The sequence below is a fragment of the Chloracidobacterium sp. genome (genome assembly GCA_015075585.1).
Taxonomy (GTDB): domain Bacteria; phylum Acidobacteriota; class Blastocatellia; order Pyrinomonadales; family Pyrinomonadaceae; genus OLB17.
Map to the genome: position 1 here is coordinate 1,165,072 of JABTUB010000001.1, position 22,047 is coordinate 1,187,118.

15 protein-coding genes and 1 pseudogene are annotated in these 22,047 nt (G+C 46.5%); 9 read left to right on the top strand and 7 right to left on the bottom strand.

Annotated elements, in window-relative coordinates; genetic code table 11:
* Positions 1-120 precede the first annotated feature (120 nt).
* The 6 genes from HS105_05325 (at position 121) to HS105_05350 (ending at position 5,241) form a co-directional block, all read left to right on the top strand.
* The gene (locus tag HS105_05325; protein MBE7516014.1) at positions 121-1,092 is read left to right on the top strand and encodes a sigma-54-dependent Fis family transcriptional regulator; all 972 of its coding nucleotides are present in this window, start codon (positions 121-123) and stop codon (positions 1,090-1,092) included.
* A gap of 200 nt (positions 1,093-1,292) precedes the next feature.
* Complete coding sequence (locus HS105_05330; GenBank protein MBE7516015.1) at positions 1,293-1,703, top strand: single-stranded DNA-binding protein; 411 nt, start codon at positions 1,293-1,295, stop codon at positions 1,701-1,703.
* A gap of 77 nt (positions 1,704-1,780) precedes the next feature.
* Positions 1,781-2,158 carry a hypothetical protein gene (locus HS105_05335; protein ID MBE7516016.1) on the top strand — a complete coding sequence of 126 codons (378 nt, stop codon included), beginning with the start codon at positions 1,781-1,783 and terminating at the stop codon, positions 2,156-2,158.
* Between the two features lie 149 nt (positions 2,159-2,307).
* Positions 2,308-3,933 carry a hypothetical protein gene (locus tag HS105_05340; GenBank protein MBE7516017.1) on the top strand — a complete coding sequence of 542 codons (1,626 nt, stop codon included), beginning with the start codon at positions 2,308-2,310 and terminating at the stop codon, positions 3,931-3,933.
* Positions 3,934-4,100: 167 nt separating this feature from the next.
* Positions 4,101-4,532: a single-stranded DNA-binding protein gene (locus tag HS105_05345; protein MBE7516018.1), complete on the top strand. Its 432-nt coding sequence runs from the start codon at positions 4,101-4,103 to the stop codon at positions 4,530-4,532.
* Between the two features lie 85 nt (positions 4,533-4,617).
* Entirely contained in the window at positions 4,618-5,241 is a 624-nt protein-coding gene (locus HS105_05350; protein ID MBE7516019.1) for a hypothetical protein, read from the top strand.
* 11 nt (positions 5,242-5,252) lie between these two features.
* On the opposite strand, the gene HS105_05355 is transcribed toward HS105_05350, so the two are convergent.
* Positions 5,253-5,510, bottom strand: a complete 258-nt coding sequence (locus HS105_05355) for a hypothetical protein (GenBank protein MBE7516020.1) — start codon at positions 5,508-5,510, stop codon at positions 5,253-5,255.
* Positions 5,511-5,795: 285 nt separating this feature from the next.
* Between HS105_05355 and HS105_05360 the strand changes: the two genes are divergently transcribed.
* The 3 genes from HS105_05360 to HS105_05370 all read left to right on the top strand — a co-directional run bounded on the left by HS105_05360 (position 5,796) and on the right by HS105_05370 (position 11,195).
* A complete protein-coding gene (locus HS105_05360) occupies positions 5,796-6,479 on the top strand; it encodes a hypothetical protein (protein MBE7516021.1) in 684 nt (227 codons plus the stop codon).
* An 8-nt stretch (positions 6,480-6,487) separates the two neighbouring features.
* A complete protein-coding gene (locus HS105_05365; GenBank protein MBE7516022.1) occupies positions 6,488-8,860 on the top strand; it encodes a hypothetical protein in 2,373 nt (790 codons plus the stop codon).
* An 85-nt stretch (positions 8,861-8,945) separates the two neighbouring features.
* A complete protein-coding gene (locus HS105_05370; GenBank protein MBE7516023.1) occupies positions 8,946-11,195 on the top strand; it encodes a hypothetical protein in 2,250 nt (749 codons plus the stop codon).
* 65 nt (positions 11,196-11,260) lie between these two features.
* Here HS105_05370 and HS105_05375 read toward each other — a convergent pair whose 3' ends face one another.
* The 6 genes and pseudogenes from HS105_05375 to HS105_05400 form a co-directional block, all read right to left on the bottom strand.
* A complete protein-coding gene (locus HS105_05375; GenBank protein ID MBE7516024.1) occupies positions 11,261-11,563 on the bottom strand; it encodes a hypothetical protein in 303 nt (100 codons plus the stop codon).
* Positions 11,564-11,601: 38 nt separating this feature from the next.
* A complete protein-coding gene (locus HS105_05380; GenBank protein MBE7516025.1) occupies positions 11,602-14,172 on the bottom strand; it encodes a hypothetical protein in 2,571 nt (856 codons plus the stop codon).
* A 2-nt stretch (positions 14,173-14,174) separates the two neighbouring features.
* Positions 14,175-17,834 (bottom strand): hypothetical protein, encoded by a 3,660-nt coding sequence (locus HS105_05385; GenBank protein MBE7516026.1) that lies wholly within the window; start codon positions 17,832-17,834, stop codon positions 14,175-14,177.
* Positions 17,835-18,258: 424 nt separating this feature from the next.
* Positions 18,259-19,368 (bottom strand): annotated as a pseudogene (locus HS105_05390) (IS4 family transposase).
* A 162-nt stretch (positions 19,369-19,530) separates the two neighbouring features.
* On the bottom strand, positions 19,531-20,052 hold the full coding sequence (locus HS105_05395; GenBank protein ID MBE7516027.1) for a hypothetical protein: 522 nt from the start codon (positions 20,050-20,052) through the stop codon (positions 19,531-19,533).
* Positions 20,053-20,060: 8 nt separating this feature from the next.
* Positions 20,061-22,046, bottom strand: a complete 1,986-nt coding sequence (locus HS105_05400; GenBank protein ID MBE7516028.1) for a type IV secretory system conjugative DNA transfer family protein — start codon at positions 22,044-22,046, stop codon at positions 20,061-20,063.
* Position 22,047: the final 1 nt, after the last annotated feature.

Below are 22,047 nucleotides of genomic sequence, written 5' to 3' on the forward strand. Positions count from 1 at the left end.
ACTTCCAAAGGTTTTTATTAATACAGGTCAAATTCGGAGTGGACTTTTGTTTCCAAAGTAAGGAAAAAACCGTCGAAAACTCCGGTGATTCATAATGAATCTGCAATACGCTATTTATAAATGTTATACACCTTTCAAAGTAATCATGTAAATATCGAGCAACTTGCACGGTTCGATTTTCTTGACCTGTGTTTGCTAGGTGAAACAGGTACAGGCAAAACGCATACCGCAAAGGAGATACATGACCTCAGCCCCCGCCGGAAACATCCGTTCGTTTCAGTGAATTGCGCGGAATTGGCCGATTCGATCATTGAAAGCGAGTTGTTTGGCCATGAGAAAGGCTCGTTCACAGGTGCTACTACACTAAAGATCGGCAAGTTTGAGACGGCTGCCGGCGGTACGCTGTTCCTTGACGAGATAGGCGAACTCGACAACGGCACACAAGCAAAGCTGCTTAAGGTCGTTGAGGAAAAGTCGATTACGAGAGTCGGCGGCAACCGTCCAAGACATGTAGATGTCAGGATAATTTATGCCACTCATCGTGATCTCTCGGTGTTCCGCGAAGACTTCAGATACCGCATTACTTCACACGTAATTCGACTGATGCCGTTGAGGGAACGTATCGGGGAGATCGTTCCGATGGCCCAGCAGTTTATTAAGGACTTTTGTGCAAAGTCCGGGGCCATCATAACTGCCGAAAAGAAGGAATTGCGAGTGCTCGAACGCTCGCCGTGGTTTGGAAATGTCCGAGAACTGCGGTCTTTTATTGACGAGGTTTGCCTTGAAATCCTTTTTGAGGCAGATGAGCGAGGAAATTGGCTTCTTCCTATCCCGCTCACAGGAGATATAATCCAAAAGCATCTAGAAGCCCCGAATGTTAATGGAGCTAGCTTGGATGAGAAGCCTAACGGCCATTTCCAGACCCTACCCCAAGGCAAAAAGCTTGATGACTACCTTGAGATGATCGAAACCGATCTTCTGAAAAATGCCATGGCGATCCACAACAACAATAGAACAAGAGCAGCCAAGGATCTCGGAATTAGCCGATCAGGACTCATCAAAAAACTTAAACGAATCGCTTATAGAGCTTAGAGTGGTGCAAAAATCATCCACTTTGGCGAATAAATGCACCACTGTGGTGCTTTTTTTCGCCACCTTGTCCCACAACAGCCAGTAAAAAGAGTGTGAACTAAGAACCTAAAAATAAAAGCGGCTGATAGAAAGTGAATTCATCAAGGCTTTCAAGTATTGGTGGATGAATCACAGATTATAAACGCAAAGGAGAAAATAACATGTCAGCTAGCATCACTTTAATTGGCAATCTTGGCAAAGCGCCGGAAACAAGAACAACAGACAAAGGGACATTCATCGCCAGTTTCTCAATGGCGTCCAACACCGTTCGCAAGACAAACGACGGGCCGGTCGAAAAGACCAATTGGTTTCGGGTAATTGCGTTCGGCAAACAAGCCCAAACACTCGCAAAATTCGTCGACAAGGGGACCCGGCTCTGCGTCGTGGGAACGCTCTCTTTCAACCCCTGGCTGGATCGAAACGGCACACCGCAGGCCGGAGCAGACATTGTGCTTCAGGAATTCCAGTTCCTTCCCCGAGCACGGAGACCCGAAAACGGTTCAGAGGACTCCGGCAGTCCGGTTCCCACTTCCTTTGTCAGCGAGGTTTCGGATCAAGTGGCCGCCTTTTAGTTTTTTATTCGTAAAGGGGCATCGTCAGTTCATTTGAGATGCCCTTGCAATTTATCTGGAGGCCTTATGATCCAACGATTGAAATACATACTCGTGAATACGTGCAGGCAAATCCGGACAAGCTGTTTTTGTTTGGCGACAACCTCGAACACCGGGGTTTCGGAGGTCAGGCAGCCGCCATGTGCGGTGAGCCAAATGCTGTCGGTATTCCAACCAAGAAAAAGCCGACCAGGGATGATTCTGCGTTCTTCACTGACAATGAATTTGAGCACAACAAGTCCGCGATCGAAGCCGCGTTGTCTCCGGTATTCATCGCTGTGAGCGATAACAATATTATTGTTGTCATTCCGGCAGATGGTCTCGGAACCGGACGTGCCGAACTTGATAGAAGGTCGCCGCAAACTTTCGCATATCTTCAACGTCGGCTAGCCGATCTAGAAGCCTCCATTGGCTAGTTCTTCCGTTCTACCCAACAAGTCTTTGTTCCCAAGTTGAAAGGGGTTTTCAAGCCTGAATGTTTGTGCTTTTTTCAACTTGGGCATTGAGAACACTGCCCAAAAACAAGTGTTCTCTCCGGCTCTTGTCCGGGATTTACGAGGTGCATATGGCAGTACAATTGAATTTAGAAATGCTAAAACAATACGCTCCGGAAAGTCCAATTCTGGCTTTCACACCGCTTAACAGCGGCTCACCAATGCAGGACTGGTGTCGGCATCTTCAGCGAAATCCGTTGCGTAGGCAGGAACTTGAGGAGTTTGCGATTCTTGGTGACGTAGTGGTCAGGATCGCAGATGAGATTGAGGCCGAACCGGTCGATAAGGTGAAGATACTTTCCCTAGAATATGCGGTAAAAGTGCTTGGTGATGAGATAGATGCGCTTGAGTTCGTTCGCTGCGTCAGGGCGATTGCAAGTCCTGATACCGGACAATTCGAACTTCAGCAGATCGCTTCACATTATTATGGCGAGATCAGGCGTCGAGGCATCCCCGAGGTTCTCAAAGAAATGGGAATGCTCGGAATGCAAATGTCGGCTGTGACCGCCCCTCTTTCCGAGCGAGAATTAGATGTCTTTGAGTCGCGTCCGATCCTGATGAAGCTCTCAAGAGCTGACAAAAGACGAAGCCGCGACGGCGCCAAATCTTGTTTGCCGTTGCCTGAGCCGACTCCGAATTTTGATGCAGAAATGGATTCGGTGATGCGTCGGATCGGGCGTCAGAAGATCACTCGAATGATCACGGACGAATTCGAGGAATATTACCTTTCCGACGGTGACAAATCGCTCGAAGAACTGGATCGTGACTTTCTCACATTCGAGAGTCTCGATCAGTATGATGAGAACGGCACGATCAACATTCGAATGAACGGTGGGCAAAGCGCCGTAGTTGCTTTCGACTTCGAATGCGAGGTTGACGCTTCTTACTTGCCGTCCGATGTTCGCGGCCTGGGTTCGATCATTTCGCATCTGTTTGTCGGACATCAGATGGGAGGCACGGAGGCCGGAAAAGCCCGGATGTTTATCGCCGAATCGAGACCGGAAATGATTCCGTTTGTATCTGCGACTGAAGCCGCCAAGCGTCCATTTTCCGACAATGAGTTCGAGGAATGGTTGACATTGAGCCTGGAGCGGATCTATTGCCGACAAGTCGTTCGCACTGTCCGCAAGATACGTTCTATCCGCAATTCAACAGTCGAATATCTCTCGGAAAACGAGATCAATCCCGATTACGACGAGATGCAGTACGTGGCCGGAGTTTGCCGTGTTCTTTGGCAAAAAATGCGTGGGGATTTCCATATCAGAAGTCTCCGCAACGCATCATATCAGGATCTCTATCTGAGTCTTCGTGGAACCACGGATACTGCCGTGGTTGCCGAACTGAAACGGACAGCATTTGCCGCTTATAAAGAGCGAAAGGAGATCTCACTCAAGGAGTTCACGGCGCTGAACACAGTTGCAAAATCCCAAGAAGCTCGCCTTGCAAATCGAATTAGCACGGCTGCAAGAAGGTGGATAAAGACCATCGAGGAAGTATCGATGGGAAGGCTCAGGTTTTTGAAATTCGCACTCTATAACGATCCCGAAGCCAAGAGATTTACACGACAAGAGAAGCAGAGCCTATGGGATTCCGTCCGAAATCGCGAGAGTGAACTTAAAGCCGAATTGAATGCCAAACAGTCGCAACAACTGCTCTTTGGCCAGCCGGCATTCGTAAAGATCATTCACGCGGCCTAGAAGTTGTTATCAATTTTAATTGAAAAAGAGCGGCAGTCAGGCTTGAGATAATCTAAAACCTTGAACCGCCGTGATCGTCCTCTTGGAGTGGTGCAAAAATAACCCATTGTGGTGCATAAATCGTCCACTGTGGAACAAAAATAAACCAAAAAGGAGCAAATATAACAATGTCAACTACAGTATCGATACTCGGAAACACCGGTCGCGAGGTAAAACTCCGTTACTCGGAAAAAGGAACGGCGGTCGCAACATTTCCGATCGCTTCAAATTCTTACAAGAACGGTCCTGAGGGCCGCGTTAAGACCACCCATTGGTACAACGTGACTGCTTTCGGAAAGGTCGCCGAAACCTTAGCGTCGAATGTCAGAAAAGGCACTCATCTGCTTGTGCAGGGACGGCTTGCATTCAAACCTTGGCTGACTAAAGAAGGCCAGCCGCGGGCCGGTGCGGAAGTGATTCTCCAGTCGTACGACTTCGCGGACGGAGCCAAAACTGATAATGGTCAGGAAGTTGAATCTCCCGAACCGGTGCAATTACCTGAGCCTTCGATAAGTGATGGGGACTCGGTCGTTATGGAGCTGAGTAACGACCAGTTCTGAGTTTAATCTTGTAAATGGTTTCCTGATTGCTAAGTGATCTTTCAGGGCATCGAGAAATCGGTGTCCTGAAATTGTTGGAGGGTATATGAACGATAAGCTAACAGAAGATTATTTTCCAGAAATCACTATTTACGCTGACGGGTCTTGTTTGAGAAATGGTTCTGAGGAAGCATCGGCCGGGTGCGGGGCGGTTATCGTTGACCGGCATAGGATGGAGTTGCGGCTTATATCCAGACATCTCGGTTCTCTGACCAACCAACAAGCAGAAATTTCGGCTTGTACAATGGCTCTAGGCACCCTTCGCCGCCCCTGCATTGTCGAAATAGTTTCGGACTCAAGATATGTCGTCGAGACAATGACAGGCAAAAATCGAATGAAGTCGAACCGAAGCTTCTGGAGTGATCTTGTCACGAGATGCTATCGGCATCATGTCAGTTGGAGATGGGTTCGAGGACATTCCGGTGTCACGTTTCAGGAAGCCGCCGACAGGCTTTCGCGGGCAGCGTCGACCTATCAATGTAGTTTGCCGGATGAAGAGCTGCAAAGGCTTTCCAAACTGTTGCTGTTGGAAAGCAATCGACTGAATATTCGGGCGTTCGAGAAGAGTCTTGAAGCAACAGTGAGCCGGTTGTCGTTGTCCGTTGATTGCGGAAGTGTATTCTCCAATGTCGATTTGAGAAACGATCTTCCTTCTGCTTTCTCCGTGTAGAAAAGAGATGATTAGGATCGCTGTTTATGCCACGATCTGAATCCCGGATCACGGTCAAAAAGCATATTCAGGGCAAAGTCGATTACGTCGCCCGATGTTACTTCCGTCTTTATCTGATCGGCTGCAAAGCGTAGATATTTCTTAAGTTTCTCGTTAGTTGAATCAAGGATCTTTGTATTGACCTTGATGTAATTCAAGCGGTTTATTTGGAGAATTGTCTGGTCGCTTGCGGCCTTTTTTTGTGTGCTGGTATCTGCGATTGAGTTCATAAGTTTGGCATCTGCCTCCTGTCGGATTTGATCGCGGATACTTAATACAAACGGCGTGCCATCAGGAAAAAAGCGGCTGGTTGACGGTGAAATTTTATTACGAAAGTTGCTGTCTTTTGGTTGCCTGACAGGATAGACCAATTTTCACTCTTTGTAACTCCCGCAATTGTATGAAAATAGAGGGTTTACATATTGTAACCGAAAATTACAAACCAAATTGTTTCGGCCAATTTTTGTTCTCGGCACGTAGTTTGCTCACCTTCGCTGTGAATCGGGCGATTACAAATGAGGAAACGTGAACGAGAAAAGTTGATTGAAGGAATAAGTTCAGGGGCAGTTACGAAGCAGGGATTCCCGATGACTATCAGACCCTATGAAAGCGATGTACGCAAGATTTCCGAGTTAGCAAAGAGTACGGGCGAGACTCGCGCGGCTATTGCAAGAAAACTCATTCAAAAAGCGTTGTCGGAAAATGACTCAAAACTTAAGCAGGAGCGGTTCGAAAATAAGATCGACTGGATCATAAGAACCGAACGCGAAAACCAAACTGATTTACGTAACCTCTTGAGCCTCTTCGATGGGTTGAATGAACAGTCGCAAAGTCTTAGTGATCATGTCAAAAGCCTTTCAGACGACTCGCTGAACACAACTGTTCTGCTACGTGAGGCGTATTGCATGCTAAATATCACGGTCTCGTCGCTCAATCAGATCTTTACAAGACTGCTCGAATTCTTATCCCCCAATCAATCAGAGCGGGAAAACAGCATTGATATCGGGAACGCATTTCTTGCCAATCTGATCGCGCATTCCATTCTCGATCTTGATAAATGCAATTCCTTTCATGGACTGAAGACTGAACCCATTGCTGAGGCCAATTTGTTTGTTGAAACAAAGATCAAAGTTCTACAAGAACGCATTGCGGCGAACGCTGCGAACACTAAGTTCAAAGAGGATGGAAAGTCTCAGTGAGAATCGTTGTGTCAATTCAGTCAAAACGAGGCAGTGCACACGGGCTTGTCAACTACATTGCCAACAGCAAGATCGATCCTTCGAAGGAGCGGCCGAATGGCCGTGAACTCTTCAATGATTTTTCAAGCAATCTCTCATTGGAAAGCGCAAACAACTCTCTGAAAGTCGCACTCTCAAAAACGCGGGTAGGCAATGATCAATTGCATCATCTCGTTATCTCATTCAAAGAGTCCGATTATAAGCAGTTGGCGCGATCTGAAAAGGAACGGCAAACCGCATTAAAATCTATCACGCGGGCAAGTGTTGATGGATTAAGGGAATACCTCAGAGCGGAAAAACTATCTTGGGTTGCCGCATTGCATCTAAATACTGACAATCCTCATGTTCATATCGCGTTGCAAAAGGAATACATATCAAAGTCTTTTGAAAATTGTCGTCTTACGCAGATACCTAAAGATGCAATTCCTCACTATGAGATTGTGCGAAGGGAGAAGGTGTTTGTTCCGGGCATTGTGGCTCATGCGGCAGAAGTGAAAATGGAGTCGGTATTGGCTCAAGAACAGGTCAAAGAAAGGAATTTGCCTTTGCTGTCGCCCGATCTCTTTTCGCATGCGTCTGGTAACGCCGCTTTTCTCGATGAGCCTAGAGGCCTTGACCGTAACGGCAGAAGAACCCTCGGCAAGGCGATTATTGGTGAAGCATTGATCCGGCGAATTGAAGCCCAAATAGAACACTTGGCTCAAAATGGCGACAAGATGAAATTCCTTGTTACGGATTCATCGAGTGGTGAGAAACGACGCTTGTCACTGAGCGATTTAGACCGACGCCGGGATAAACGATCCGAAGATGCTCGCATGGATGAAAACCCGGAGGCCAGGATTATAAAAACCGTGCTGTTTAAAATGATGGGCAAGCAGGAGAATCAAAAAACCAAAGTAGAAAAGGAATTCGGTACAGCAATCGAGGTAGCGAAGAAGATTCGATCTCACCATCGGAAACAGAACCTTAGACTACCGACACCAATACTCTCGAAAACCGAGATCGATCAGCTTCAGGAACAGTGTCTGGAGACATCCGATATCCGTCGGTTCGCTTATCTCGAAAAGGTGCGAACGGAGAATGAAAGAGAAGGCGAGATTGAAGGCCGGAATCAGCATGACCTCAGTCGAATATTCGCACAAAAAGCAATCGCAAATCTAAGGGTCAAAAATAACGAACGCCAAATTCAGAATTTTGATACCGGCCGCTTCTATCGTCGCGTTGATCTGGATGGAAAATCACTTTCACTTGCAGACGTTGAAAGAGAACAAACTAAGCAGAGTATCGCATTGAAACTGGTTGAGGATATCCAACATTTTATAGGCAGGCTTACTTGTAGGGATGTCTCTCGTGAGGACTTAAAAACCAATCAACTACTGCAAGACATAGAACTCAAACTCGATGAATCGAAGCGAAAAATAGCGAAAGAGTATTCAGGCGCCAAGAAGCAATCGAAATTATTGGAAAAGATACTTGAATCGGATCGCGCTTCAGGAATGCAGGACGGAAAGTATTTGCCACACGAACTTGACGAGATAGAAAGACTGGCGGCTAGACTAGGTTTACGAGAGGTTTACCAGGAAAACTGGAGTGAACAAAGGTCACTAATTGACTCGGCTAGAGCCGATTGTCCTGCCGCCAGAAGGCTTTCAAAATCCGGAGATCAATCTGATTTTGAGTGCCACAAACAGGAAGTGATCGGCGGCCGAGCCATCGCAAAAGAGATAGTTGCAAAGATCCGATTGGATATGGCTAAAGAAGATCTCGATATCTTTAGAAAGAAAAGACAATATACCAGGTTTCCTGTTTCTGGGTCGCGTCCAAAAGAAGTCAATTACTTGAGTCTAAAAGAGGTCGATCTGCCAAATACGCACTCGATATTGGATCAAGCTGTTGCGTTGATGCTGGAGGGCAAGGATGACAGACAAAACAGAAAAGTGGTGCTGAAGATGGCCGAGGAGAAGGAAACAAGACTCAACTTAGAATACGTAGGAGCAAAAGATATTTTCGACGCTGCATCGACAATCGCCGCCGAATTCAAACAAAAGTCGGTTATGTCATTACACAATGAGCCGAAATATGCTCCGATCTTCACCCCTTCGGAGATTTCATTGATCGAATTCCGAATCAATCAAACTCAAAGTTCAAACGAAGGGGCGAAACTGAAATCGATACTGAGAAATGCCGATACAAGTTCGGCCCAGTCCGTAAGGAATTTGTTAAAGACTTTTGATGCACCGAACCGAACTTTGGAGATCATTCGCCCGGACATGCAAAAGTCGGCATCGTCAGTTGAACACGGCTCTCGGCCACCAAGGGCTGAACACGGAATAGAACGCTAAAGGTTTAGATTTTTCTTTCGCGTCTTACAGGCACACGACTTGCTATTCAGATTGATCAGAACCGATAGGTTTCTGATTGATTGGAATGGAAACAGAATTCACAAGCCAAGTTGTGGTGAAACCCGAAGAACCAAACGGTCGCCTTCCGAGACGTTCTCTCGACCTGTTAAATATCAATACGCCACAACTGATGCCATTAGCCCCTTTAAGGTCTGAGATCGCACCAAAGGGACTTGCGAGGGCCAGAGCATTGCTTGCTTATTCAGAACGGCTCCGAAATACATACAGAGCAAATGAAGAAGGTTTGAGGGAAGGCATGAAACTCCTGGCCGAAACTGTCAACAACGGTCAACCAATTATTGTTTCCTGCTTTTGCCGTGCCGGCGAGATGTGTCATGCCGATGTCGTAAAGCTTGCGATCGAGAAGGTCCAACAGCGGGTACTTGTTCATGACAGTGCCAAAGGCAAAGCAGAACACTCACCATCAATAATAAGATTGGTCGATATTCCTAATCCGAGGACCCAAAGAGCTATTAACGAGATACTTTCCGTCAGTAAATCGGACTTGCTGCTGGCCCGCATAGACCAAACTGATGGTCGAAGCCGATATGAACACGCCTGGTTCTTGAATCAACATTCCCAATTCGCGCGGGATCTTTACGAACGCGGAGCCACTGTGTCCGGTAACATGGTTATCGTTCCCAAAGAAAAGCTATCCATTGCCGCAGGGTTGAGTATCGCAACCAATCAATATGCGGTAAAGAAACTGGAAGACATCACCGGTGATCGGACAAAGGCGGTCGAAGTTGCTCCCCAGATAGTCGAATACGGCCAAAAGATCGCGGGTTCTGACGCCGACCGTGAAACTCAGCTAAGGGTCTTCAATTGGATCTACCAGTCATTGGAAGGTAAAACTGAATTTTTAGATTCCGGCGATAGGACATTCAGTGAAGAATCTAAGCAAGAGCGCTTTGAGCGAACTATGACCGATATAGCGAATCTAGCTCACGAGTTAAGCCAACTTGAACCTTCCGATCATTTAATATCCTTAGATGCGGTGTTTGAGCACGGAAAAGGTCATAAGACCATAGAAAATCCTGAAATTCTGCTGGACGGAAACGATTCACCTGAAAGAGAGCCTATAGAAACGATATCTGCCAGTAAGCTAGAATTTGAAAGATTTGAAATCGGCAACGTAACTCTAGCTCAAATGGCATCGGAAATGAGTAACAACGAGCGCGACCACTGGTTCAACGTGAAATTGCCGGCCATCGACAAAGAACTCGAAGACGGCAAACCAGTTAGTGAAATACTAGACGCGTACGGAGACACCATCTACGCGACTGCCATTCACGAACCCTCCAGGAAACACGAAGCGGTTGACGATCTAAGATTTGCCACTGCTTATATTGAAAATCAACTAAGGCATCCAGACTCGAGGCTGCGGCACTTCAATGCACGATACCGAAAATATGCCACGATGATTGACCGAGCAACTACTCGCCAAGAAGTAATTGAAGCTGCTTCTTCCATTCGCAAGGATAATTCTCAGATTGGACTTAGATGGAAGGAACTTTCCGATCAGGAACGATCAAAAACCCCGAAAGCTCTTTCAGTGACGGAACTTCAATTCCTCTTTACCGAGGGTTCCCCAAAACATTACTCATCCGAAATGAACGCTGCAAAAATGTCCTTCTCACACTTTGGAAAGAGTCGAGAGGAAAAGACACAAGCCTTGTTTGAAGGCAATATCCGGTTAAGCACAGAGGGACGGCAACTTTTGCACAGCCTCGAAGCGAGATTGGAGAGATCTGATCTTAGACATTCCTTGGCCGCGACTAAACACTTTCTTTCAAGTCTGAGCACTCCAAGCAATGATCTGAAAAACCCGAACGAATTCGATCACAAGAAGACTTATCAAAATTTACCTTCCTATGAAAAAGATTTCGTTTACGGCAAAGCGATACATCAGAGAGATCTGTTAGAAACCCGAGTGCAAGAGCGATATGTTGAAATGAAATCAACAGATGATGCCGTTCACAGGTTTGCACAATTTCGTGAGGACGTTGTAGATGACCTTGTCAGAAAGTTAAGCAGCGACAAGTCGAAATCGCAAACAGGTACAAGAGAAATCGTTGAATTCCACATGAGTAAATATTGTTTGACGGACACGACTGAAACGTCAAGAGCAGACGCTTTCATTCATCAACTGGGCGCAAAGCTCGATCAGATCCGCTTATCTCAAGCCAAGCAGATCAATTATCCAGTGTCATCAGAAAACCCAAATGTTAGAACTGCACAGATTGGAGAACAAGGTCATTTACGCCAACGCTAGTTTTGAGTAAGCTCTCCTGTCTAGCCCCGTCAAGTTTTTGGCCTAATTTTGGCGGACACAGTATCTCACTCTTTCTCAGTACATAACCAATCAAATTCCTTCCCATCGGCTGGAAAGCTCCCTGTCACCCCATTCCTTGTACCTTTGCCAGTTGACCCAACCTTAACGTCAAGAAAGTCCTCAAGGTAGTCAATGCCCGGTCCTAACACAATGGAGCCACTTTCATCCGGTGAACTGGCACGTCCTGCAGCAGGATCACCCCACACAGCTTCCTTTTCTTCACATTCCCAAGACCATTCACCGCCCTTTATGATATTCAGATGGGCCCGGTGTGTTCCGTTTGTACATTGTAATTTCCATTTACTCATGATTAAAATTTCTCCTGCCTAGAACTGTTCCGATTTTGTTATCCTAAGGTGTCCCCTACATTCCTCACTTCAAATTCTCGAACGAGCGGCTCACTTTCAGTTTCATCTTCAAGTCTAACGTACCTTACACCTATTCGAGCATTACTTCCTTCTTTGAGGTTTGTTTGAGGCAATATTTCAAAATAACTAGAACCTCTTAATGGTTGTTGAGCCCCAAATTCACCAGCAACTTCGCTTTTCGTGAAGTCGGCTGTCGAATCTGCAATCGCGGGGCCCAAAGTCACCTTGACGGCATATCTATCGTCAAATGCATCACAATTTTCAGCACTGATCCGCATTATAGTCCGCCCATAATAGTCGGTCCCCAATTGATCGGCTTTGAAACAAAAGTCGGGAGCCTTCGGAGGGGGCTGAACGTAGATCGTATCTAAAGGGTTCGACACCTGTCCCTCATATGACAACTTCAAATAATCAACATGAAGTCGGGTCGCAAAGGTTAGATGGCGCGTATAGTCAAGCGTAAGTTTATCTTCATCCCCGGAAATCCCCTTATTCCATTCTGTTTCACATTCAACGAGATTTCGTTTCGACGAGTAACTACCAATCGATCCATCAGCCAAAATGTCCGATCTATGAAAGACCAGCCAGAACCGCTTTGCATTTGGATTTTCAGTAACAACTCCTCGTGTCTCGGAATCCGAAAACACCCGTGCCGACCCACATTCAAATTGTGTTTCAAAACCACAGCGAATGGATTCCCGCGAAAGCCGGACGACTTCTGTAATCGTAGCGTAAAAACTGCCAACATTGAGCGTCCCACCGACTAAACCTTCTAAAAGTTCGTCAGAAATGGGCAATGTAGCTGTTAGCGTTACGCGCCAGACATTGTCAATATCTAGCGTTTTTCCCTCAACGTTGACCTCCAGACTTGTTACCGGCCGATCTGGGTGCTTAATCAGAAACTGAAGTTCTCCCTTTGCAGTTTGGGCAAACTTGTCAGCTTTCCAATCCACTGAATCTAACTCATAAGTGATTTCGTTACGTTCGCGGCTTATGTGAATGTTCTTGAATGCAACACAGGATTCCTTATAACGGATCTCCGGTCGCACTTTATCGGAATCGCCGACTTTTTTTCTGCGGTCCCAAGTATCTCCCGCCGTCAGTTTTGAAAAGATCTCGGAATCATAAAAAGGAACCGGGAACTCGAAATGTCGTCTTTGAATTATAGCGAGACCTTTGACCTCTAATGGTTCTGTCGAATCGGGGGAGATTGATTCACCGCATCTCTCGAATTTTGTTGAAATAAGGGAACTATCGGTCGCCATCGGTTCAACAATAACAAGCTCTGTCGCCGGAAGAGATGATGTCAGTTCAAAAGTAACATTATTCAGATACTCATCGATTTCCTTAATGGAAGGATCTCCGTCGTTGGTTACTTCATCAATTGTTTCAACTTTTTTGACTGTTTCGACACTCTCGGCAATTCGTTTGAAATCCGAAAGATTCCCTGATTGTATTCTCCTTCGGCTGGTCCAGATGCTTCCAACCTGGGAGCATTCAATCTCACCGAGTTGTGCCATGCTGACATTGCTGGTAAAAACCGGCCAGCTCGTCTCTATCGCTTCATTACCTTCAGTGTCATGGTAGTTTGCGATTACATAATAGCAGTAACTGTTATCATCAACTCCCGTGAGTAAAGATTCCTTCTTATAATCGTCGGCGTCAATTTTATCGTGAATACCGTCCAGAAACCCTTGGCCCAACAATGTACTCGTTTCCCAACTCAATGAAGTCAGCAAGCGAAGAGCACTCAAGTCGCTCGGATCAGCATGTGCTATGGACGGGGAATTAAAAATCCTTTGCCCTCGTGCCTGAATATCTTTCCACTGATTTATGTTGATATGCACATAAGCACCGCCGTTTTCAAGAGAAGTGCGTTTGCTTATGTCGGATAAGTCATGGCTGATCCAAGCCCTGGCATCTATCTTCGCAACCTCGATAAAATTCAGATTGAGATCATAACGGGCGAGTTCGTCGACTGGCGGAAATCTCAGAAATTGAATACCCTCTAATTTGACCGGTGCTGAGAAAACTACGCTTTTTAGCCCTGAGCGTTCGAAATAAAAAACATCTCCTGAGCGTACTCTCGCCTTAACCTTCGCGCGACCGTCGATACCGTTGAGAGTTACGGTCGCAGCATCTGTACTTCCGTAGACCCTAAAGTATACCGCGTCAAACGACGAACACTCACTGTCCGGCTGGTACATAAAGGTCAGATGGCCAAAACGAAGGTTATAAGAATCCCAAAATCCACGAGGGTATAAGCTTCTAGGCGGATGGCCGACAGTTACGGTTTCAGGCTTAAATAATCGGTCGTCGTCGATCGAAATCCCATCACTTCGCATGACTGAATAGGAGTCGGGATAATACCGGTTGTCACCAGAGAAGATGAAAGGAGCATTCCACTTTAGCCTGATTCCACCAGGGACCACAGCAGTCTGCGTGCGATCACCAACATTTTGACCATCAATCCAACTGGAACCCTGTATTCGAAACCGTTCAGGGCAATTGCTGGCTTTTGGAGTGTCGCACAATCGAATAGTTCCCATGACTAATTTTCTCCCCAAGTCTGACCTACCCTTAACCAAAATGAAAAAACAAATTTCTCTTCAGCTATGTTTTTGTCATTTTTAAACCTTAACCGCGGCAAGTTCTCTTGCTCCAAGCAGAATGTTACCTCAACAACATACTTTCCTTTCGGCAGTCTGACTGCGACGCCATCAAGTTTGCCGACGACGATGCTGTGACAACCGTCGGCCGATGGTATAAGTGCCCCCTCCAAAATTTTGATCCCTCCTCCAATCTTGTCAACGGCGATTCTTATCTTAACGCGACGCCAATCGCATGGCTCAGGCGTTTTGAAGAGAAGCCCGACGGCGGAATGACCCGTATCATACAGTACGCAAAGCTCTGTTATTTCTGCTTGATCAAGGACATTCCGTGCTGGCAATTGGCGGGGAGCATCAAATATCCCGCACCAATCGAGAAACGCAAGGAAATGAGCCCCAGCATTTTCAGAAAAAGTACCCGCCCAGTCTGACACAAAAGCCGGTAATAGCCATCCACTGGAAAGTGCAATATCGAGAATGGGAATTTGAATTGAACCAAAGTCATAACTATCCAACTGAGCAATTCCTGATAAATCATAGATATTGGTACCGAATGGCCCAAACACCATCCGACATTCCCGTGGCGTCAAGTGACTTACTGCCGAGGTAAAATCCGATACTCTAAAGTCCCACTGGTCGATCAAATCGTTCAGGTCGCCACCGCTAGGATCGCTTTTGAAGATCTCAATCCTGTGTTCTCCGGGCGAAGCGTCGAAATTGAACCAATATTCTTGCTCCGGTAGTCTCGGGCCTCCGCCTAGGCGGGATCTTTCGATAGAGATTTTTGTTCCTGCTTCATGAGAGTCGTTCCGTGAAAACGCAGTCGATTTACCGTCTAAGACCCCTCCTTCCCATAAGGACTCTCCGTTGATCCTGAACCAGATGTCTTTGTAGATCTTGTCCATGTATCCAACGTTAGAACGTATTACTCCGGAGTGATTTAGATAGTGCCCAAAACCAATACCAAGAGGGTTCGGGTTCCACCCAGGCTGATTGGTCTGAAAATTCCGTTCATCCCCTAGGGTCGAAAATCGGATGTATGGCCTGAGTGGCGGAGCTATTACATTGAACTGTCGTTGAAGTGCCCAGTCTTGGGGCGGGGCTTTCGCTGCAGAAGAAGATGAACTCCCTTCTAAAACAAGTTCATATCGACCGGGTTTGAGAAGAGATGTCGGTGGGGAAACAATTTCACCTAAACTTCTTTCTGACCATCCGATAGAAAATACCCAACACGAGAAGAATTCCTCGTCGCCAAAATTAATGCAGATACTGTCATCAGCTTCAGACTCATCATTCCGAGTAAGCAGGACCGACCACTCAGACAAATCGGCGGTCACCTTGCCAATCTCCCTAATGGCGGGGTGTTTATCCCAAGTGGGTCCCCACGCACTCGGCTTTGAACGAGAAATGATATGGATCTCGCATGTCTTCGCCCCTTTTGGTACGGTAAAAAATGTCACATTCCGTTCGTCTGATTCGCGATTTCCCCCGATAGCCAAAAGTCGCGTACTTTTGAATGGAAACCCGACAAATTCAAGGGGGCGATAGCTTGAAACGATCACCTGCCCAAAAACCTTTTCCGCACGTCCTCCAACGACAGGTACTGTTTCGTTTGGTTCGTTTCCGAAAGTTTGAACAAAGAAACGATTTTCTGGTGCATATTCACTAGGCTGAGCGTAATCAAACGGATTTAACCATGCGAGAGGATTCGAACACGGTATGGCAAGGGTCGATGTTGGGGTAAAACCGTGTTTTGTGTCTGTTTCCAGCCAACAAGCTTTCACATCAGGCACAATCTCTCGATTTTCAGCGTCGTCAGGGTCTATCTTCCATATTTCGAGTTTGTTTAACGTGTGTGTAACATTCTGACCTGCTTCGAAATAGGGAGCATTAGGCGGTTTATTGGGGTCGATCTCCGAGTTAAATATCGTGGCTCTAGTGACGCCGCCTTGATTGGCTCTCTGCTGAAATGGTATCAGAATAGCCGTATCAGGATAAATATTCTCTTCTTTTTCAGTCAGCTCACCCTGGATGCCGGACGCCGCGTGAAACGTGCCGATAGGTTCTACAATCCCCGTACTTGATTCGGAAAATTGCAATGGGCTTGCTGGAGATCGATAATCGCCCGATCCAATATTGAAAATGTCGGCCTCAAAATGAATATCATCGAGAGGCCAACAAAGCGACAACGTAAATCTAAGCCGCAAATGAAGTTTTTTCGGATCAGGAAATCGCGCTTCTAAATCAACACCAAATCCCAAACCAAGCGTATAGCCCCAGAGAGACAACCATGCATAGCCGTTAGCTTGTAGACGGCCACTCACCAAAACGGGGTTCCAGGCGAGTTGTGCCCCCACGGACAGACTAATATTAATGCCCCCACTAAAGCCTAGAAGGCTACCCGAACAACTTAAATAACCGCTTGCCTTAAAAATCGCACCTTCGAATGGTTTGATTTGTAAACCGCCATACAGCGAAAGAATGTTTAGAAACGTAACTGTAGCAGCCTCCAAATATTCCCCACCCACTCTTACGAGCGCCTTCAAGGGGTGCTCTAGTTCGGCGATAAACTCAAATTGTCCCTTAAACGTTGCGACTAGAAAATCCAAGTGTTGTTCAGCTCGAAGCGCGATTAACTTACGGACAGTGTCTATTACGCCTTGCACGGAAGCTATTTTTTTCTGTTTTAGAGCACTTAGGTCGCCACTGAGAAGAATAATTGGTCCTCGATTTAAGTATGTAAGGCCCAGTTCCTTTATTCCAATAATTTCCCCATTGGAGCTGAGATCCCCAATCGCTGCGGAAATCCCGTAGGCTTTAAATCCCGTTGATTGCAAAGAAACCCATCCATCAGACTCATAAATTTTGTTCTTGGCCCAATCTTGCACCGCTTCTGGTTTGGCTTGTGATAGCACAGAAATAACTTGATCCTCGGTCGCACCATCGCTTAGTGCAGGGAGGTTTGGGGCAAAACCCTCCGCATACACAATTCCAATCCCCGAAAGGCCGAGACCAGTAGAAGCGATCGGTATCGCGAAAGGCAGGTCACTATACCCATTGAATAAAACCCCTCCTCGCGAGCTTTCTCCGATCAAAGCCCTTATCCTGAGACTGGGATCCTTCCACCGAATGTCCGCTGAGAGCTTCGAACTAGAATCTCTGTCACGTGTTGCCACCATCTGACCGGCAATAGCGATTTCATAATTTGGTCCTGAAAAAGCAAAACTAACTTCGATCGAATATGGAAAATCAGGAAGACTAAATGTAGGTAAGCCGTCAATTACGTCGATACTGGGAAGTAACGGAATTCTCGCAATCAATGATGGTATTGCGATTCCAACAAATTCATCAATGGATAAAGCGGCAGTGCTGAATACTATGTTCAAGTACTCGATCTGATCGTTAATGTTTTTTTCTATTGACTCAACCTGTAGACCCAAGAACTCTGCAAGTTCCGAATCCTCAAGACGTGATTTAAGTTCCTTTATTACCTCATCTCTTTTCCTATATCCCTGCTCAGCGAGAATTGCGAGTTGACGCCTGAGATAAGCCTCAAGACATTCGCGAGCAATCTTCGGAATTTCTTGTGGGAGTTGTCTCATAAAATACTCCTAAATGGCAGAATCCTTTTTTCGGTGATTTCGACGACGGCACTATAATCAGCCCATCGCCAACGAAAATCTACTCTTATTAGCAAACTTGTGACAATACAGTAATTCTAAAAGTCAAATAGAGTCAACTGGTTGCGATGATTTTCTAAGAAAAATATGTAGATCAGGGGATTGGAAGAACTTGCTTTTCAAGGCGTGTCAATAATATTGACCTACAATTGCGGCTGTAAAAAAATCCGAGATGCTTTAAAGTCGAGTTACTCTGATGGCTCCCCCGAAAACCGTTCTGAAAGCGATCTTATTAATGTCTAACTCGGAAGAAAAGATTACAGTTGTTCTCACTAGCGTTGCGTTAAAAGTCGAATAAAGTCAATTGGTTACGACCATGATCTTTGAAAATATGTAGATTAGGAAGTTGGAAGAGCGTATTTATCGGGGTTTTTTCAAAAATGTTGAGGCTCAGGATCTGTAGAATTTCGTACATTGAAATTTGTAGGTTGAGTTGTTTTTTGACGATAGCGACGATTACATAAGAGGTGACGGCGATCCATATTTGTGACTTTACGGCGTTAGGGCTGTAGCCCCAGAAGGACTTGATCTTCAGATGTTGTTTTATCCATTTGAAGAAGAGTTCTATCTGCCAGCGGTGTTTATAAAGCCGTGCGATCTCAAGCGGAGCAAGATCGAAGTTATTGGTCAGAAAGACCAATGTACGATCTTGTTCGGCGTCGTGGAACTTAATTCTTCTCAAGTTTTTCGGATAACGTTTTGAAGAATTAACTCCCGCGAGACGGATCGTCTGATCGCAGATAACACCGGTTTTTCTGTCAACGGGTCGAGAGTACAACCACCTGAAATCAAGATTGCCGTGAGCACGAGTGATGAAAAAAGCACGTGCCTGAGTAATGTTGAAAAGGCGTTCAAAATCCTTGTATCCGCGATCCATTATGTAGAAGCCTTCGGGTTCGTAATCGATCAGGTCGAGAACGTTCACATCGTGAACTTTCCCAGTAGTTATCGATATGAAACACGGGATCGAGTTCTTGAGGTCAAGCTGCACGTGAAGCTTCACGGCTGCTTTTGCTCGTCGAAAATGTGCCCATGTGTAAACGTTCAGACACAGGTCGATGACAGTCGAATCGATGGCGAAGACATTCTGTTTGAGGGCGACCTCAAGCTGGCTGTCAGCACCGTAAAGCCGCCGTGCCTTTTCGATCAGCACAAGTGCGAAATCGGCAAAGATACGCCAATCTCCCGTCTCATTGGCCCGCGACAGAGTGGTCTTCGTCACCGCTCGTCCGATGCCCATGTGATAGAGCTTCGAGGCATTCGAGTTCAGACACAAAACCGTGTCGCTCAAACTTTCACGGTGAGTCATCTGACCAAACGCCATGCACAAAAACTGCTGCCAGCAGCTAAACGACCGGCGGCGATAGTTGCCGCCGTAGCGCTCGACACATCGCTCGAAATCATGATGATCCACAAACGATATGATCTGAGAAAATACATACTTGCCTTCGTTCATACAAACGAAGTCTGGCTAAATAGCCTTTCTCATTTCAAATCGTCCAGAACCAAAACGGCACTTAACTCCTTATCTATCTATATTTTCAAAGAACATTCCAAAACTTTAACGCAACGCTAGTGAGTTGTTCTGATAAATCTTTAGGTTCGAACCAGCCTTTGACTACTTCTTATCAGTATTGAATTGAACACGGTTTTGTTCCGTAAGCCCAAGAATGCCGAGTTGCTCGGTCGTTGGTGTGCCGGATACATTTTTGAGTTGATCAAACTCAATAGCAGGGCCTTTCCATCTTCGGCATTGTTCAGGCGTTAATACATAAAACCATGATGGAGCTTCATCGCGGAGTTTACCCGTGGGGATTGCCCAGATCGTTACATATTTGGCGTTGACGGCAGTATAGAGATAGTAGTAATTCCGATGATTCAGTGTTCTATTGTCATTGGAAAGACTTCTTGGTTGCTTCTGATTCCAAACCACTCCTTCCATTTGCTTAAGATCTTTGGGGAAGGCTCCTCTTTTTTGATTGAACGTCATCAGATCACGCATCATTCTATCCACAGCTTCAAAAGGCAGATCTGCCTGTTTTTTCATCTCCGTTGCCCAAAGCGAATAGATATATACACCGACTACCAGCAGGAGTGCCAGAGGCGTGAGGACAAGAGATATTTTGAGGCGATTGATCATAAGGTGACTCAAAAGGAAGTTTGGGCAATGAACATCCGTGATTGATCTGCGTACTCGGGAAAACGATCCCGCACGTCATCGACCAAGTCATCAAGAGCATTCTCTTCTCGTAATTCATCAAAGGTTTCGTCCGGATTCTGATCCTTCGCGATAATTTGAAGCATCTTTTCGTCACTAAGGACTTGTCCTACTGCCTGAGTTACCAACCCTCGCAGTTCGGCTTTGCGCGAGCCATTTTTAGATGCAAGTGACGTGTCGTTCAAATCAAATACTGCGTCAATTTCGCCGAGATAGATCGCACGAGGCTTGGTACGAGGTTTTGCAATGTATGATTCCGTTTGAACGGCAAAAGGAAGATAGGCGGCCCGGATAGGCGGAGCTGTATCGTTTACTATCAGGACTTCGTGATGAGCAGCGATCTGTCGTATCTCTGACGAAAGCATCAACGATCGCTTCTGTTCTGCATATCGGGTGTTGTCGTTCTTCTTGCCGGGGAAATCCTGAAATGTCTTAGAAAATATGGTTGTATCGCCAAGCTGCTTTGACGCGTATTCGGCCGTCACATCGTCAAGACCCGGCAAAAATATCTTTGTCATAACGGTGCCAAGAATTGCGTTTGCACGTTCACGACCGTATTGGTCATACATTTGTGGAAGATCCTGATACCCGAGCCCAAGCCCGACACCTCGCCCACGTCCGATCCCGGATATTCTCTTAACCTCAGATACATTGAGCTGATAGGCTTCATCGATTAGAACGAAACAAGGATGTTTGGGGTCGTTAATGCCATCAAGTCTCATTTCCATAACGGCCTGACCCAGAAATGTCGCAATGAATTCCTTGTAGATATCCGAGGCTCCTTCCGAGATAACCAGATAGACCGCCGTCCCTGATCTTCTAAGGTCGGAAAAATCGATCAATCCACAGCCCGCATTCTTTTCCTCGTCGGATGGAGTTGTCGTTACCATGCGTGCCGGTGCGAGCGTAAACGGACGAAGCTTGTTGTAGAGTCCGATCAGTATGGAGCCGCGCGTTTGCGGCGGGGCCTGGCGAAAGGCAAGATAGGCCTGTTTTGCGTAGAAGCTTGGCGAATTGCTCATCGCCTTCTCAAAGGCTCCGTTATTGTCTTCACCGAGCGAGAGCAGGAAATCGGCGGCAAAAGCCGGAATCGCTTTCTCACGATACACCTCGGCGATATGCAAAAGAATCGCCGTTAAAGCGATCTGCTCAGCATCACCCCAAAATGGATCTGCGTTAGTTCGGCGACGGCTCTCGACACCGATCATCATTCCGGCAATCTGACAGGCAAAAGCAGGATCATTGCGGCATTTGGGGATGAAATTCCAGCGATCGCTTTTGGCCGGATCGTTCAGGTCAAGACGGAATATACGCCTTGCGGAGAGAGCGGTCTGCTCGCAAAGTTCGCCTTTGGGGTCGTAGACCAAGCAGGAAGATCCATTGAGGATGGCCCGAAGCATTGAAATGAAAAATGTCTTTGACTTGCCCGATCCGGTCGGCCCGAACATGACAAAATGTCGAAGCCACTGGTTTTGAGGGAGATAGATATCACGACCGCCGAATGCCCTTGCCATCGGCATTGCATTGGATGGAATGGGAAGACCGCGTATCTTGTTCATGAGGCCGCACCGGATCAAGTCCGAAGCTCGCGCCCATCTTGCCGAGCCGTGAGCCGTACTCATTCGTCTGATCCGGTAAGCCCAAAGCAGTGAATATGCGTCAAGAAGAGAGCCTGCCAAACAGAGGAGTGCCATAGCCCAAAAGACGAGAGTGATCAATCCCGTTACATCCAGCAGCAAACCCGCCAATAAACTTAGGAATGCTCCCATAAGTCCGAGTACGAAAAAGAAGAAGCCGCGTCCAACATCTGCCGTCCAGTGCCAGAACGCCTGATATGCCGGAAGGTACTGTTCGTTCGCCTTACGCGGTATTCCGTAGGCTAGGTCAAATTTTTCGATTTGCTGACGATATAGCATT

Bases quoted from the DNA above. Each gene is read 5' to 3' on its own strand.
- HS105_05395 (MBE7516027.1), bottom strand. From the start codon at position 20,052: ATGATCAATCGCCTCAAAATATCTCTTGTCCTCACGCCTCTGGCACTC.
- HS105_05345 (MBE7516018.1), top strand. From the start codon at position 4,101: ATGTCAACTACAGTATCGATACTCGGAAACACCGGTCGCGAGGTAAAA.
- HS105_05385 (MBE7516026.1), bottom strand. From the start codon at position 17,834: ATGAGACAACTCCCACAAGAAATTCCGAAGATTGCTCGCGAATGTCTT.
- HS105_05375 (MBE7516024.1), bottom strand. From the start codon at position 11,563: ATGAGTAAATGGAAATTACAATGTACAAACGGAACACACCGGGCCCAT.
- HS105_05400 (MBE7516028.1), bottom strand. From the start codon at position 22,046: ATGCTATATCGTCAGCAAATCGAAAAATTTGACCTAGCCTACGGAATA.
- HS105_05350 (MBE7516019.1), top strand. From the start codon at position 4,618: ATGAACGATAAGCTAACAGAAGATTATTTTCCAGAAATCACTATTTAC.
- HS105_05360 (MBE7516021.1), top strand. From the start codon at position 5,796: ATGAGGAAACGTGAACGAGAAAAGTTGATTGAAGGAATAAGTTCAGGG.
- HS105_05355 (MBE7516020.1), bottom strand. From the start codon at position 5,510: ATGAACTCAATCGCAGATACCAGCACACAAAAAAAGGCCGCAAGCGAC.
- HS105_05340 (MBE7516017.1), top strand. From the start codon at position 2,308: ATGGCAGTACAATTGAATTTAGAAATGCTAAAACAATACGCTCCGGAA.
- HS105_05380 (MBE7516025.1), bottom strand. From the start codon at position 14,172: ATGGGAACTATTCGATTGTGCGACACTCCAAAAGCCAGCAATTGCCCT.
- HS105_05330 (MBE7516015.1), top strand. From the start codon at position 1,293: ATGTCAGCTAGCATCACTTTAATTGGCAATCTTGGCAAAGCGCCGGAA.
- HS105_05370 (MBE7516023.1), top strand. From the start codon at position 8,946: ATGGAAACAGAATTCACAAGCCAAGTTGTGGTGAAACCCGAAGAACCA.
- HS105_05325 (MBE7516014.1), top strand. From the start codon at position 121: ATGTTATACACCTTTCAAAGTAATCATGTAAATATCGAGCAACTTGCA.